This is a genomic window from Geoglobus sp. (genome assembly GCF_054018175.1).
Genome location: NZ_JBPLZQ010000018.1, coordinates 1 through 13,258, shown reverse-complemented (window position 1 = coordinate 13,258; position 13,258 = coordinate 1). Strand labels below are relative to the sequence as shown.

Genomic DNA, 13,258 nt, shown 5'->3' with positions numbered 1-13,258 from the left:
CTTGTCCAGTGCGTTGAGGTGATGAAAAATGCCAGCTGTGGTTGATGCTGAACTCTGCACCGCCTGTGGGACGTGCGTTGATGAGTGTCCGGTTGGGGCAATTGAGCTGAACGATGTTGCGGAGGTAAACGCAGACCTCTGTACCGAGTGCGGAAGCTGTGTTGACGCCTGCCCCGTTGGAGCAATAAGCCTCCAGTAATTCGTTCCTCCGGTTTTTATTATTTTTTGGCATAAAGCTTTTAATTTATCCGCTCGATTAAAGAAACGTGATTAATATGGGGCTGATAACGAGTCTGAAGACGAGATTCAGAAGCATATTCAGGTGGTTTCTCAAGAAAGACAAGATGAGAATAGGGATCTACGGTCCTCCAAATGCCGGAAAAACAACGCTCGCAAACAGGATCCTGAGGGACTGGACAGGAGACGTCATGGGATCGGAAAGTGAGGTTCCGCACGAAACAAGGAGGGCGAAGCTGAGAGAGGGCGTGAAGATAGAGGTGGATGGCAAAACCCTAACGATAGACATAGTGGACACGCCAGGAATAGCGACGAAAATAGACTTCCACGACTTCCTCAAGTATGGGATGAGTGAGGACGAGGCTAAGAGAAGAGCGAAAGAGGCGACCGAAGGAGTTATTGAAGCAATAAAGTGGCTCGACGACCTGGATGGCGTCTTGCTTGTTATGGATGCAACAGAGGACCCCTACACACAGGTTAACGTCACCATAGTTGGGAACATAGAGGCCCGCGGTCTGCCGCTTCTGATTGTTGCCAACAAGATAGACCTGCCAACCGCATCTCCGGCGAGAATCAAGGCCGCGTTTCCGCAGCACACAGTGGTTCCGATATCCGCACTCAAGGGCCTGAACATTGACACGCTCTACAGGACGATGGCCGAGAAGTTCGGGTGATGGTTATGGAGGGTGTTCAGCTCAACCTGATATCAAAGGAAAAGCTCGAAAGGATGAGTTCAATGGAGAAGCTGAGGATGATACTGGACAGCGTGAAGGAGGGAAAGATCGTCGTGCTCGAAAGCGGCCTTTCTCCAGAGGAGGAGGCGAAGCTGATCGAGCTAACAATGCTCGAGATTGATCACGAGAACTTCGTCGGAATAGAGGTCGAAAGCTACCCTCCAAGGGAGAGCTTTTTCTCGAAGCTCCTCGGCAAGAAGACCGGACGTCTGACTCTAATCGGACCTGCAAACAGGGTGAAGACGCTCTCGAAGCAGGAGGACCTGATCACCGCCATGGTCCAGCTCGGTGATAAGTGATGCCACACAGATGCACTCAGTGCGGCAGGGAGTACCAGGACGGAGACGTGAGAATACTCCAGGGGTGCGAGTGCGGGAACAACAAGTTCCTGTACATACCCAAGAAGAAGGGCAAGGAGGCCGAGGAGATCAGAGAACAGTTCGAGAGGATAGAGAGCGTCAGAATAATCGCCCCCGGGATGTACGAACTGAACATCGAGAAGCTCATGGAAGGTGGGGAGGTCGTGATAGCTCTCCAGGAAGATGGCAAGTACGCAGTCCACCTTCCATCTCTTTTGAAGAAAAAGAAGAAGCAGTGATCAGCCTTCCACTTCTATGCCGAGGGCGTTAAGGAACCTCTTTTTCACCGCCTGGGTCACCAGCTTCGCGAGGGTCTCCTTGTCGCTCACGTCACCGAAGATTCCGAGGGGAATTCTGCCACCGGCAGCGTGTGCGTGTCCACCAGCGCTGCCCACATCCCTGAATGCCTTCTTCAGGACGTCACCTATGTTGATCCTGACGTCCGAGTTCCTCGCCGAGAGGTAAACGTTGTCCTTTATTATTCCGAACACGAGAACAGTTGAGATACCCTCAAGCTTGAGGAGGAAATCAGCCGCCTGGGGTAGCGTGTCTTTGTCGGTGATAAACCCTGCAAAGGATATGAGGAACGACGAGAATATCTCCCTGTTCTTGATTGCTGTCCCGAGGACGTCGAGGGTTTCAGTTGACAGTGCGGGCCCCTCCATCTTCTCGAGCAATTCGTTATCGACGAACGGGTAGAGGTACGCAGATGCGAGAAAATCGTTTGTTCTCGCGTTTCTCCTGAACTCCTCCGTCTCGGTTTGAATGCCAAAGAACAGTGCAGTTGCGAGGGTCTTTGTTGGAACTATCTTCAGGTCCTGAAGGTACAGCGTGAGGATCGTCGCGGTAGCGCCAACGTCCCCTCTGACGTCAACAAACTCCGCGTTCACATTCTCTGCGGGGTGGTGGTCGATGGTGATGTCCACATCCACATTCTCCGGAATTGAGTTGTTAAGTCCTGGATCCGCAGAATCGACGAGGGCGAACCTCGCGTAGCCTGAGAGATCGACCTCGTTGGCCTTCAGCATCGGTATATTCAGGAGGTTTACCATGGCCTTGTTCTGCTGGTGCTGTATCTCACCGTAATACAGGATGTCCGCCTCAACACCGAAGTGTTTGGCGATCTCTCTCAGCGCAAGAGCTGAGGCTATTGAGTCGGGATCGGGATTGTCGTGAGTGAATATGCCGATCTTCCCTTCGGTGCTCTGTATAACGTTCCTGAGGAACTTGAGCTTCCGGAGGGATTCCACCCTCTTGATGCTCGAGAGGAGCTGCTGTTTCATGCTTTCAAGAGGAGTTATGACGACGTCAACGCCAATCTCCTCCATCTCCTCTCTCGCCTTTGAAGATGTGGCCCTCGCAACGATGAGGACGTCCTCACTTCTCTCCCTGACCTTGGAAGCAACCTCGCGATTTATCTGATCGTCTGACGTGAGGATCAGGACTCCTGTGAGCCTGCCAAAATCGATGGAGTCCAGCGTTTTGTCGTCCCTTATGTCTCCAACAACTGCATCTATTTCCTGATCCTTGAGGACCTCGACCTTCTCAGGATTGATGTCTATGGCCAGAACCCTCTTGCCTGCGGAAATTAGGTCTTTGACGACCGATGAGCCGAGACTGCCGCACCCGAGTATTACGTACTCGTAATTTCCATTTACATCATCTGGCATTGCAATTAAACAGAGTGTGCCCATTATTTAAGATTTCCTGATCCCCTCCAGGGCTGTTCGACGGAATTTTCAAAAAACTTAAATACTACGCATGGACATAATTATCATGAGGTGAGCGCATAATGGTGAAGATCATTCACGCCCAGACTGTACTGCCAGAGGAGGTGCTCGAGGAGCTCAAGAGAAAGACGGGGGAGCTGGCAACGAAGGACGCGCTGGCAAAGGCGGTAGAGCACTACCTCGTGTGCCCGTACACCCACGAGGAGCCAATAGGCAAGAGACTCGAAGAGGTCATAAGAAAGAAAAGAAAGTAACTCACGCGCCAGATTCAGGCGTTAAAGAATCTGGCGGGGCTGAATGGTTTCAGGTTTGGATTTTCTCCTTTTATTATGAGCTTCGCGAGTTCTCTGCCCATTGCCGGTGCGACGATCATTCCGGTGTGCCTGCCCAGTCCGTTCGCCTGAACGAACCCGTCGACCTCGGTGAAACCCACCACCGGCAGACCATCCCTGCCCTCGTCGTAAACTCCGGCCCACTGCCTGAGCATGGCAAGCCCCTTCAGCATTGGAATCAGCTGAGTTGCCCTTCTCGCATACTTAGTCGCAAACTCGAGCGTGCTCTTGGTGGTGATCTCGTCAGTCTCTTTTCCGATGATTCCTCCCACGATCTCGCCCCTCGCCGACTGGCTGAGGTAAACACCGTACGTGACGTCGAGAATGTAGGGGTCGAGGTACGGCTTTATGCTCTCGGTCACGCAAATCTCCTCCTTGATCACCCTGTTGTCCAGCCTGACTCCTGCCATCCCGCTAACCTCGTTGCTCCAGGCTCCGGCAGCGTTAACCACGACGTCTGCTCTGTGGAGTTCTCCGCCCGCCTTCACGCCCTTGACGCCTCCTTCCACGACCACATCCTCAACCCTCGTCTGATCAAGTATCCTGACTCCCAGTTCCCTGCACCCCTTGGCAAGCCCCCACACAACCGGCCAGGGAAATATCACTCCGGAGTTTTCACAGTATGACGCGAGCGTTATTGCAGAGCTGTTGAAATCAGGAACGTATTCCCTCACATCCTCGGGCTCAATTATCCTCGAGTTCACGCCGAGCTCGTTCTGCATCCTCACGTCTTTCCTCAGCTTTTCAGCATCCTCCTCGCTCGCCGCAACCTTGATGTAACCGTCCTTTCTGAACAGAAAGTTGAACCCCACCTCTCCCGGGAGCGTGTCGTACAGTTCAAGGCTTTTCTTGGCAAACGGAATCAGCTCTTTCTTATCGATCATTGGAGTTATTCCACCGGAGTTTCTGCCGCTGGCCCCGTAAAGCAGGTACTTCTGTTCGAAAACCGATACCTCCGCACCCATCTTGGCGAGATAGTAAGCGGTTGAGAGTCCCATTACACCTCCGCCGATTATCGCCACCCTCATTCCGCATCACCCTCTGAGAGGACGTAAAGCGGCACCGGGTTTACTGGAGGTCTCTGAGTCGTAACTCCGATCTCCTCGGGACTCTTTCCGGTTTTCTGAGAGAGAATCCTTATTATGTGCATCAGACAGCCCTTCCCCTGACATGCTCCCGTCGTGGCGCCCGTGTACCTCTTCAGGCTCTCGAGGTTATCGTACCCCTCTTCGATGGCGTGGATGATCTCATCCTCTGTCAGGTCCTCACACCTGCAGACTATCTTTCTTTCCTTAACCATGGTTTATCACCTCTTCCTGACCGCCCTAACCTCGAAAATCAGATCCTTGTCCATTTCAACCGTGACGAGCTGAGTTCTGTCGTTTCTCTCTGGCTTCAGAGCCCATGTGACCACTCCCTCGCCTACCTCCTCTCCCCTTCGGTTGTACAGCTTTACCCTGTCGCCTTTTTCGAGCCACGGGAGAAATTCGTACTGGAGTGTCACGTAACCCCTGCCCTCCTTCACCTGGAGCATGAATATCGCGAGACCCGGACAAACCCTTATGCACGCCATGCAGCCCGTGCACTTCTCGTAGTCAACTTTCGGTGGATCGTTTATGTTCTTCATCTCTATCGCATCAAACCTGCACGACTCGTAACATGGAGAGCACGGAATTGACTGGGGACACTCTATGTAGGCGACGGGCTTCTTGGAATTTATCCTCTCCTCGGGAGGAAACGGTGGTAGCTCCTCAGCCTCCAAGTAACCGCGCTCAAGGTACTTCATATCATCACCTCTTTTTCGAGGACACACTTTTCAAGTCCACACACAATTCTCTCTCCAAACGGACCGGCCCTGAAGTCCTCAAGATCCTTCACAGCCTCCTCGAGCTCCTTCTTCGCCTCATCTCCTCCGTAGCCCAGGGTGATTGCCGCATGTATGCCCGCTATCCTTCCCTCCATGATTGCCGCTGTCGCTTCCTCAATTCCAGCAACATCTCCCGCCACGTAAACCCCTTCGACGCTCGTTTCGTTGAACCTCGTTCTCATGGGTACGAGACCTCCGAGCTCCGGCACGAACTTCATCTGAGCGTTTACGTGGTACAGAAGCTCGTGAGCGGGAGACAGTCCCACAGCAACGCAGATGAAGTCGCACTTGACCTCCTTTTCGCTACCCGGAATTACCTGCCACCTGTCGTCGAGCTGTGCGATTACAGCCCCCTCAACCGTCTTCTCTCCCACCGCCCTCACAATCGTGTGCCTCGTGTAGATCGGGACTCCAAGCCTCCTGACCTTCGCAGCGTGGACGAAGTAGCCTCCAATTCTGGGCATCGCCTCAACAATTGCGGCAACCTCAACGCCTGCCTGCATAAGCTGATATGTGAGAATAAGTCCCACGTTGCCCGACCCTACGATCAGGCCCCTCTCTCCCGGCTTTATCCCGTAAACATTCATCAGAGTCTGAACGCCGCCTGCTCCGTAAACTCCGGGAAGGTCGTTGTTTTCGAATATCAGCGTCCTCTCGTACGCTCCAGTCGCTATCACAATTTTCTTGGCCTTCACCCTGAGCAGCTTGGAGTCCTTCTGAACGGCTGCCACGTCTTTCCCGTATATCCCGAAAACCTTGGTTTCCTTCCTGATGTCAACGTTATCGTACTGCATGAGCTCCTCTTCGAGTATCTCGGCTATCTTTATCCCCCTCGTTCCAGCCCTGTGTCTCGCACTGCCGAAGAACCTGTGGGTCTGCTTTATCAGCTGTCCTCCGAGATAGTTGTTCTCATCCATCAGCACAACCTTAGCCCCGTACTTTGCCGCGTGAATTGCGGCCGAGAGTCCTGCGGGGCCACCACCAACAATCGCCACGTCAGCTTCAATCTCCTCGTAGCCCGTGTCAACTTTCGGAATGCTCCTGGGCGGATTTCCAAAGCCAGCGAGCTTCCTCATCTGCTTGGTTGCAAACTCCCTCAGCTTCCTCGATCCGGTAAATTTCTTGTAGTGTGCTCCGTGAGGAAACACGGTATCAATTATTCTGTCGAAGATTGCGAGCGCATCATTTTCCGCGTTGGGCTTCGAGTTCTGAGTCCTGATCTGCATTCCGTCTCTCACGTAAACCTTGCATGTCCTTACGTTGGGAACACCGTCGACCTCCATCATGCACTGCGAGCACTTGCCTATCGCACAGAAGAAGCCCCTCGGCCTGTGAAATCTGAAAGACCTGCTGAAAACCCTTACACCTGCAGCGTAGAGGGCAGCAGCGACGCTCTCTCCCTCATAAGCCTTTATTGGTTTGCCGTTGAAGTAGATGGTCACCTCTTTTCCCCTTTCAAAATCAACGATCGGATGTGATTCGAGCCTCATGGTTTCACCTCTCGTTAAAATCACTATTTTCCAAAATCAACCATTATATAACTTTTCCGAAAAAACGCTTTTATTTGACGGCGTAAATTAAACAAAAAATCATTACAGTCAGACGCGTATGGAAAGGCAAATCTCCCGACACGCAGCAGAGTCAGGGAAATTAATAGTAGTAATATTTACACCTAATATAATTCGATATGTTTATATACTGGCTTGCCAGCGTGAGAGCGTGAAGACGATAGAGGAGATCAACAGGAAGATTAAAGAGGGTTCAGCAAACGTCGTCACGGCCATCGAAATGAAGGAAATCGTCAGGGAGCTGGGCCCCGAAGAGGCTGCGAAAGAGGTTGATGTCGTAACCACCGGTACATTCGGTGCAATGTGCTCCTCCGGGGTGTTTTTCAATTTCGGACACTCAGATCCCCCGATAAAAATGCAGAGGGTCTGGCTTAACGATGTCGAGGCGTACACTGGAATTGCCGCCGTTGACGCGTATCTTGGCGTTACACAGCTCTCCGAGACGCTCGGAATGGAGTACGGTGGTGGGCATGTTATCGAGGACCTTCTCAGGGGGAAGGAGGTCGAACTGAGGGCCACGGCATACGGCACTGACTGCTACCCGAGAAAGGAGATTGTGACAGAGATCAGCCTTGAAGACGTAAATCAGGCGATAATGGTAAATCCGAGAAACGCGTACCAGAGGTACAGGGCCGCGACCAACTCCTCAGACAGAATTCTGAAGACGTACATGGGAACCCTCCTTCCGAACTTCGGGAACGTCACCTACGCAGGAGTGGGGGAGCTCTCCCCTCTGAACAACGACCCTGAGTACAGGACGATAGGCGTGGGGACGAGGATATTCCTGGGTGGAGCTAAGGGGTACGTTATCGGCGAGGGTACGCAGCACGCACCACCATTTGGAACGCTAATGGTTCAGGGTGACCTGAAGGAGATGAGCGCCGAATACATGAGGGCGGCAACTTTTCCCGGATACGGCACAACGCTCTTCGTCGGAATGGGAATCCCGATACCGGTACTCGATGCTGAGATGGCGAAGGCCACTGCAGTCACAGACAGCGAGATAGAGACCGTGATAATAGACTTCGGCGTTCCGAGGAGGGACAGACCGGTAATCAGGAAGGTGACCTACGAGGAGCTGAAAAGCGGAAAGGTCGAGATCAACGGCGAAGAGGTCAGGGTGTCTCCGCTTTCGAGCTACTACATGGCACGGAAAATTGCGGAGGAGCTGAAAAAACAGATAGAACGCGGAGAGTTTCTGCTGTCCCTCCCGGCCGAGAGGGTGCCCGCTAAGCAGGTGTTCAGACCGATGAGGCAGAGGGAGGTAAAGGTTGTCAGGAGCGTGATGAGCTCTCCCGCAATAACCGTAAAACCGTCTGAGACGATTGAGACTGCATCTAAGCTACTGATCGAGAATGGAATAAACCATCTGCCTGTCGTGGACGACAGTGGTAAGCTCGTCGGGATAGTAACGAGCTGGGACATCGCAAAGGCGGTCGCAACCGGCAAGGCAAGGAAGGTGGAGGAGATAATGACGAGGAGAGTCATCACCGCTTCACCGGAAGATCCGGTGGAGATCGCCGCGAGGAAGATGGACACGAACAGGATTTCCGCTCTTCCCGTTGTGGATGCAAGGGGCAGGGTTATTGGAATTGTCAGCAGCGAGGATCTGAGCAAGCTGCTTGCGAGGTGATCCGCATGATGGTTGAACTCGTTTACGACTCTGAGGTCGTCAGAGAGCCGATACTGACCAGAGTCGCGATAGAGGAGAGAGTTCTGATAAACATAATTGAGGCGAGCGTCGGGGCAAGAGAGGGAAGGATAGTGGTGGAAATTCCCGATGAAGTGTCGGAGAGGGTGATCAGCAGGCTCATGGAGCAAGGCGTCAAGGTCAGGGTTCTCGACAGAGGTATAGAGAAGAGCGACAGCTGCGTCCACTGTGGAGCGTGCATAAGCGTGTGTCCCGTTGGCGTATTCACTAAAGACGACGAGGAGAAGGTCAACGCCGACTCATCAAAGTGTGTGAGGTGCAGAATCTGCGTAGGAGTATGTCCGGTAGGCGCTCTGAGCCTTCCAGAGTGAAGTACAGGCGCTACCACTTCCAGTACAGGGAAACAATAACGACGATACTGGCAAGGGACGACGAGACATACAGAAAGGCCGTAAAGGGGATGCTATACGCCAGAGAAAGGATTGAGAGCTACATAGCCATAAACCCACTTTTTTTGACCTCTCTCGAGCCCATGGACTGTCACGGAGAGGTGGTGGAAAGGATGTGCAACGCAGCGAGGATTGCAGGGGTCGGCCCCATGGCCGCGGTCGCGGGAACGGTCGCATGGTACGGCGTGGAGTTCGCAAACTCGGACTTCATAGTCGTGGACAACGGTGGGGACATCGTGATCAGAACCGACGAGCCGGTTACTGTGGGGGTTTACGCCGGGAAAAAGCTGACCATAGGTTTTGAAATGGGAGGTGACGGAGAGCTGAAGGCTGTCTGCACATCGAGCGGTAAGATAGGCCCGTCGCTGAGCTTCGGGTACGCGGATGCGGCGACGGTGTTCTCGGACAACCCTGCCATTGCAGATGCGTGCGCCACAGCTCTCGGGAACGAGATCAAGGAGGATTTCGGTCGTGAAGAGGTCGAAAATGCCGTGGAAAACTTCTGGAGTGAAAAAAGGAGATACATCTCGGGAGTAATAGTCGTCAAGGACGATATCATTGCCCTCGCCGGAAACGTTCCGGATATCCGCACAGTTGAGATCGATCCCGAAATAATAACGAAGGGTTAGCCTACAGGTGCCTCTGTATCGCTTCCACCAGGTCCCTCCTCCTGAACGGTTTGCCAAGCACCTCGACAGCTCCAGCTTCTATCAGCTCGTTCCTTCTCTTCTCCGCATACGCTGTTAGGGCGATAATCTTCACGCCGGGATTCAGCTCCTTCATGGCCTTTATCGCCTCTATCCCGTTCATAACGGGCATCATCACGTCCATTATCACGAAATCCGGATTGAAGACCTTGAACTTCTCAACAGCCTCTCTCCCATCCCTGGCGCTGATAATCCTGTACCTCCCGCCCAGCATCAGTGACACAATCTCCCTGATCGCCACTTCGTCATCCACAACGAGCACCTTCTTCAATCAAACCACCTTTCGAAATTTTCGGAAAAACGGATTAAAAATTTTTCATGTGAACTGCACCTGCAGGATCAATGCGAGTTGTGCAGCACAAACAAAATTTTAAAAAACCTCCCCCAAATTGGTGAGCATGGTCAAACCACTCGAAAAGAAGTCAGCGAAACTTCTCGCGTTCGTTCTCGCACTCATCATGCTCGGCTCCGTGCTGGTTTACGCGCTGAAAGGCTCGTACACAATACCGAAGAGGGATGTTCTGTATGAGGCCGAAGGATTCAGAGAGACCCTCAAGCTCCTCTCGGACTCTCTCCAGGTGTACTACCTGAACTTCAAAACGTCTGATCCAAACATCGTGTCCCTTGTAAACGCTTACTGGAAGAATTTTGCCTCTGACCCAATTCTTCAGTACGTCAGGTTCACCGAACTCGACTCGATGTACTACGTGATCTACAACCAGTCCGAGTTCGGGTACACGCCCTACATGTACCTCTTCAACGTTGGGGATTCCAAGGTTTTCTTCAGCTATGACAACAAGGAGGACTACTTGGGCGTCACGGTCAAGACCAAGAGAGGATACGGATTCACGGAAAACACCGAGCCGGTGGCGCTCGGAACAATTGACGCGGTCATGAAGTACGTGGACACGATTTCAGGGAACAGGGCCACCAACAGCAGCTACGCAGACTACATAGAAAAGCTTCCGGACCTGAACTACGACTTTGCCATAGTCCTGTTCGGCGAGGCGGCGAACCAGACCATAAAGCTGAACGGCAGCAGTGGAAGGGTAGCCGACTTCTACTTCGAGGGGATAGCCGTGAACGAGTCCGGAGGGTATGACAAGGTGGTGGCCATAAACTTCCAGCAGAACATATTCTTCGTGAACGCAGAAAACGTGACTGAGTACTACAACGTGACGAGCTACGACACGCTCAACATAGCCTTCATGCACGACACCAACTTCACGAAGATCCTCACCGCCAAGCCAGAGATGAGAGCTGTGTTCATCCAGCCCGTCGTGGGCGGAAATGAGAGTCGAGGGTAACACAACGTTACTGCTCATAGGCCCCGGGAGGCTCGAAAGCAGCCAGTATGCAGAGGTATTCGGCGCCAAGGTCAGGAGCGTCACCGTTCCCGAGGGGAGGGTTTACCCAATCTATTTTTTGGAGGACAGCGAGATAGAGGTCACCGGAGACCACATACTCGTTAACGGAGACACCATTCCCGAAAGCTGGAAGCGGTTTGTGAGCAAGGAGTACGGAAGGGTCTTCACGTTCGGAGATACTGACAGCGGAAAGAGCAGTTTCTGTGTGTACTCGATCAACAGAACCAGAATAACCCACGTAATCGACTCGGATGTGGGTCAGAACGACATAGCCCACCCGGGCGCAATGGGACTTGGAGAGAAGAAAGGACAGGTGGTATCGCTCTCTGGGCTCAGAGTCGTGGAGGTCGCTTTTACAGGTGTGATATCCCCGTCAGGTTTCGAATCCCGGTGCCTGAAGGCATTCACACACCTCGTCAGGATGGCGGGAGAGAGCGTGATAGTTGATACCACCGGGTGGATCAGGGGGAGAAAGGCAAGAGACTACAAGCTGGCGAAGATAGAGGTGTTCGAGCCTGACGTGATAGCGTGCTTCGGTGAAGTGCCGTACTACTTGGAAGACTACGAGGTGTTCAGGCTGGACAGCTTCGTTGTGAAAAAGAGAGACAGGGAAACGAGGGTGGTGATAAGGGGCAGGAGGTACGACGAGTGGCTTAAAGATCTCGAGGACGTCGAGTACTCTGCCGGAGAGGTGGCTTTCAAAAACACATCAATGTTCAGGGGAGAACCGATTCAGGATGAGATGCTCGAAAGCTTTGGAGACGTGGTGTACGCAGAAAGGGGCTTCGATTTCGTCAACATATACTCCAGAAGCTTCGATCTTGGAGGAGAGGGGTTGAGGTTTCTCAGGGAGTACTTCGGCGTTGCGGACATCAACGTCATCAACCCCGACGACCTCAGGGGTCTGCTGCTCGGACTCAGAGGGGGAGACAGGTACATCTATAAAGGAGTTCTGCAGGACATTGATTTCGATGACAGAAAGATTAAAATCCTCGGAAAGAAAGATGCTGAGGTGATTGAATTCGGAAACATCAGACTCGATGATGACAGGAGAGAGGTGTTCGTGAGGGTACCATGACGGAGATAACGATCGAGACAAGGAAGAGGGAGGAAGTGATCGACATAACCGACAGGGTACTCGAGGCTGTCAGGGGAAAGAGCGGTCTCGCGATCGTTTATTCTCTCCATACCACGACGGCCATCACTGTAAACGAGGCCGAGCCGGGGTTAATGGAGGACATAATTTCCAGACTTTCAGAAATCGTCCCCTACATGGCGGGATACAGGCACGACAGAATAGACAGCAACGCTGATGCTCACATAAAGGCCAGCATAATTGGCAATTCCGTAACAATGCCCGTTGAAAACGGCAAACTGATCCTCGGAACATGGCAGAGGGTTCTTTTCATCGAGTTCGACGGACCGAGAAAAAGAAGAGTGCACGTGGTGGTCTATGAAACCGAGAAGAGTTGAGGACAGGCAGGATTACTACTACTGGAAGGCCAAAAAGGAGGGATACAGAAGCAGAGCTGCCTACAAGCTGTTGCAGATGAACAGAAAGTTCGGGCTGATCAGGGAAGGCTACTGGGTTCTTGACCTCGGTGCTTCACCGGGAGGGTGGAGCCAGGTAGCCGTGGAGCTCGGAGCCAGTGTCGTTGCTGTGGATCTGTCACCCATGAAGCCAGTAGAGGGCGTTACATTCATCCAGGGCGACATAACGTCAGAAGACACGAAGGCCAGGATCAGGAGCGTACGGGAAAAGTTCGACGCAGTGATATGCGATGCTTCGCCCAAAATTTCCGGACACTGGGACATTGACCACTTCAGATCGGTGGAGCTCGTCGAGTCGGCATTCTCAATAGCAAGGGAGTTTCTCAAACCGGGAGGAAACTTCGTCGTCAAAATGTTTCAGGGACAGGAAACGCCCAGGCTGTACTCGGAGTTCAAGAAGTACTTCAGGTTCAAGAAGCTTCACTCTCCTCCCGCATCGAGAAAAAGGAGTTCCGAGATCTACTTCATTGGCAAGGGATTCGGGGGAAAGTTCAGACCAAAAAGAGACGAGTGATGACATTCAGCGAAATAGACTGACACAAAAGGTGAATGAACTGTTTTACCCCGGAATAAAGCCGCGTAAAGTTTAATAAACCTTAGGGCGGTAATTTGTAACTTGGATAAAAAAGTATCCATATATTTTCAAACGAGAAAGCTTGTAGTGGTGATGTGCCATGAGATGGTATGAGATGTTTGCGGCTCTGGC

The 13,258-nt window shown here is 52.5% G+C and carries 18 protein-coding genes; 12 read left to right on the top strand and 6 right to left on the bottom strand.

From position 1 onward, the window contains the following. The first annotated feature begins 28 nt into the window (after positions 1-28). The 4 genes from ACXJJC_RS01350 (at position 29) to ACXJJC_RS01335 (ending at position 1,569) form a co-directional block, all read left to right on the top strand. Positions 29-199 carry a 4Fe-4S binding protein gene (locus tag ACXJJC_RS01350; protein ID WP_456368800.1) on the top strand — a complete coding sequence of 57 codons (171 nt, stop codon included), beginning with the start codon at positions 29-31 and terminating at the stop codon, positions 197-199. 76 nt (positions 200-275) lie between these two features. Further along, positions 276-911 (top strand): divisome-positioning GTPase DipA, encoded by a 636-nt coding sequence (dipA, locus tag ACXJJC_RS01345; RefSeq protein ID WP_456368842.1) that lies wholly within the window; start codon positions 276-278, stop codon positions 909-911. Positions 912-916: 5 nt separating this feature from the next. Then, positions 917-1,270 (top strand): divisome-positioning protein B, encoded by a 354-nt coding sequence (gene dipB, locus ACXJJC_RS01340; protein ID WP_456368840.1) that lies wholly within the window; start codon positions 917-919, stop codon positions 1,268-1,270. Then, positions 1,270-1,569 (top strand): Zn-ribbon domain-containing protein, encoded by a 300-nt coding sequence (locus tag ACXJJC_RS01335; RefSeq protein WP_456368798.1) that lies wholly within the window; start codon positions 1,270-1,272, stop codon positions 1,567-1,569. The genes dipB and ACXJJC_RS01335 overlap by 1 nt, the downstream gene beginning before the upstream one ends. Here ACXJJC_RS01335 and ACXJJC_RS01330 read toward each other — a convergent pair whose 3' ends face one another. Next, positions 1,570-3,000 (bottom strand): DHH family phosphoesterase, encoded by a 1,431-nt coding sequence (locus tag ACXJJC_RS01330; protein WP_456368797.1) that lies wholly within the window; start codon positions 2,998-3,000, stop codon positions 1,570-1,572. A gap of 122 nt (positions 3,001-3,122) precedes the next feature. Here ACXJJC_RS01330 and ACXJJC_RS01325 point away from each other — a divergent pair, with 122 nt between their 5' ends. Next, on the top strand, positions 3,123-3,314 hold the full coding sequence (locus ACXJJC_RS01325) for a DUF5371 family protein (RefSeq protein WP_048096423.1): 192 nt from the start codon (positions 3,123-3,125) through the stop codon (positions 3,312-3,314). 14 nt (positions 3,315-3,328) lie between these two features. Here ACXJJC_RS01325 and ACXJJC_RS01320 read toward each other — a convergent pair whose 3' ends face one another. Genes ACXJJC_RS01320 through ACXJJC_RS01305 form a run of 4 tightly spaced genes read right to left on the bottom strand, consistent with a single transcriptional unit; the run spans position 3,329 to position 6,749 of the window. Beyond that, a complete protein-coding gene (locus ACXJJC_RS01320) occupies positions 3,329-4,420 on the bottom strand; it encodes an NAD(P)/FAD-dependent oxidoreductase (protein ID WP_456368796.1) in 1,092 nt (363 codons plus the stop codon). Then, complete coding sequence (locus ACXJJC_RS01315) at positions 4,417-4,692, bottom strand: (2Fe-2S)-binding protein (RefSeq protein WP_456368794.1); 276 nt, start codon at positions 4,690-4,692, stop codon at positions 4,417-4,419. Before ACXJJC_RS01315 ends, ACXJJC_RS01320 begins: the two co-directional genes overlap by 4 nt. A gap of 6 nt (positions 4,693-4,698) precedes the next feature. After that, positions 4,699-5,178 carry a 4Fe-4S binding protein gene (locus ACXJJC_RS01310; RefSeq protein ID WP_456368793.1) on the bottom strand — a complete coding sequence of 160 codons (480 nt, stop codon included), beginning with the start codon at positions 5,176-5,178 and terminating at the stop codon, positions 4,699-4,701. Then, complete coding sequence (locus ACXJJC_RS01305; RefSeq protein WP_456368792.1) at positions 5,175-6,749, bottom strand: FAD-dependent oxidoreductase; 1,575 nt, start codon at positions 6,747-6,749, stop codon at positions 5,175-5,177. The genes ACXJJC_RS01310 and ACXJJC_RS01305 overlap by 4 nt, the downstream gene beginning before the upstream one ends. A gap of 229 nt (positions 6,750-6,978) precedes the next feature. Here ACXJJC_RS01305 and ACXJJC_RS01300 point away from each other — a divergent pair, with 229 nt between their 5' ends. Genes ACXJJC_RS01300 through ACXJJC_RS01290 form a run of 3 tightly spaced genes read left to right on the top strand, consistent with a single transcriptional unit; the run spans position 6,979 to position 9,556 of the window. Further along, a complete protein-coding gene (locus ACXJJC_RS01300; protein WP_456368791.1) occupies positions 6,979-8,460 on the top strand; it encodes a homocysteine biosynthesis protein in 1,482 nt (493 codons plus the stop codon). A gap of 5 nt (positions 8,461-8,465) precedes the next feature. Further along, positions 8,466-8,849, top strand: a complete 384-nt coding sequence (locus ACXJJC_RS01295; protein ID WP_456368790.1) for a 4Fe-4S binding protein — start codon at positions 8,466-8,468, stop codon at positions 8,847-8,849. After that, positions 8,846-9,556: a UPF0280 family protein gene (locus tag ACXJJC_RS01290; RefSeq protein WP_456368789.1), complete on the top strand. Its 711-nt coding sequence runs from the start codon at positions 8,846-8,848 to the stop codon at positions 9,554-9,556. The genes ACXJJC_RS01295 and ACXJJC_RS01290 overlap by 4 nt, the downstream gene beginning before the upstream one ends. Before the next feature lies 1 nt (position 9,557). Here the strand turns inward: ACXJJC_RS01290 and ACXJJC_RS01285 are convergent, their stop codons facing one another. Continuing rightward, a complete protein-coding gene (locus ACXJJC_RS01285; RefSeq protein WP_456368838.1) occupies positions 9,558-9,896 on the bottom strand; it encodes a response regulator in 339 nt (112 codons plus the stop codon). 136 nt (positions 9,897-10,032) lie between these two features. Between ACXJJC_RS01285 and ACXJJC_RS01280 the strand changes: the two genes are divergently transcribed. From ACXJJC_RS01280 to ACXJJC_RS01265, 4 genes are read left to right on the top strand one after another with little or no spacing between them, the layout of a single operon-like run. Beyond that, positions 10,033-10,941 (top strand): hypothetical protein, encoded by a 909-nt coding sequence (locus tag ACXJJC_RS01280; RefSeq protein ID WP_456368787.1) that lies wholly within the window; start codon positions 10,033-10,035, stop codon positions 10,939-10,941. Further along, on the top strand, positions 10,925-12,079 hold the full coding sequence (locus ACXJJC_RS01275) for a Clp1/GlmU family protein (protein WP_456368785.1): 1,155 nt from the start codon (positions 10,925-10,927) through the stop codon (positions 12,077-12,079). The genes ACXJJC_RS01280 and ACXJJC_RS01275 overlap by 17 nt, the downstream gene beginning before the upstream one ends. Further along, a complete protein-coding gene (locus tag ACXJJC_RS01270; protein WP_456368783.1) occupies positions 12,076-12,474 on the top strand; it encodes a secondary thiamine-phosphate synthase enzyme YjbQ in 399 nt (132 codons plus the stop codon). Before ACXJJC_RS01275 ends, ACXJJC_RS01270 begins: the two co-directional genes overlap by 4 nt. Further along, the gene (locus ACXJJC_RS01265; protein ID WP_456368781.1) at positions 12,455-13,066 is read left to right on the top strand and encodes an RlmE family RNA methyltransferase; all 612 of its coding nucleotides are present in this window, start codon (positions 12,455-12,457) and stop codon (positions 13,064-13,066) included. Before ACXJJC_RS01270 ends, ACXJJC_RS01265 begins: the two co-directional genes overlap by 20 nt. The last annotated feature ends 192 nt before the right edge of the window (positions 13,067-13,258 follow it).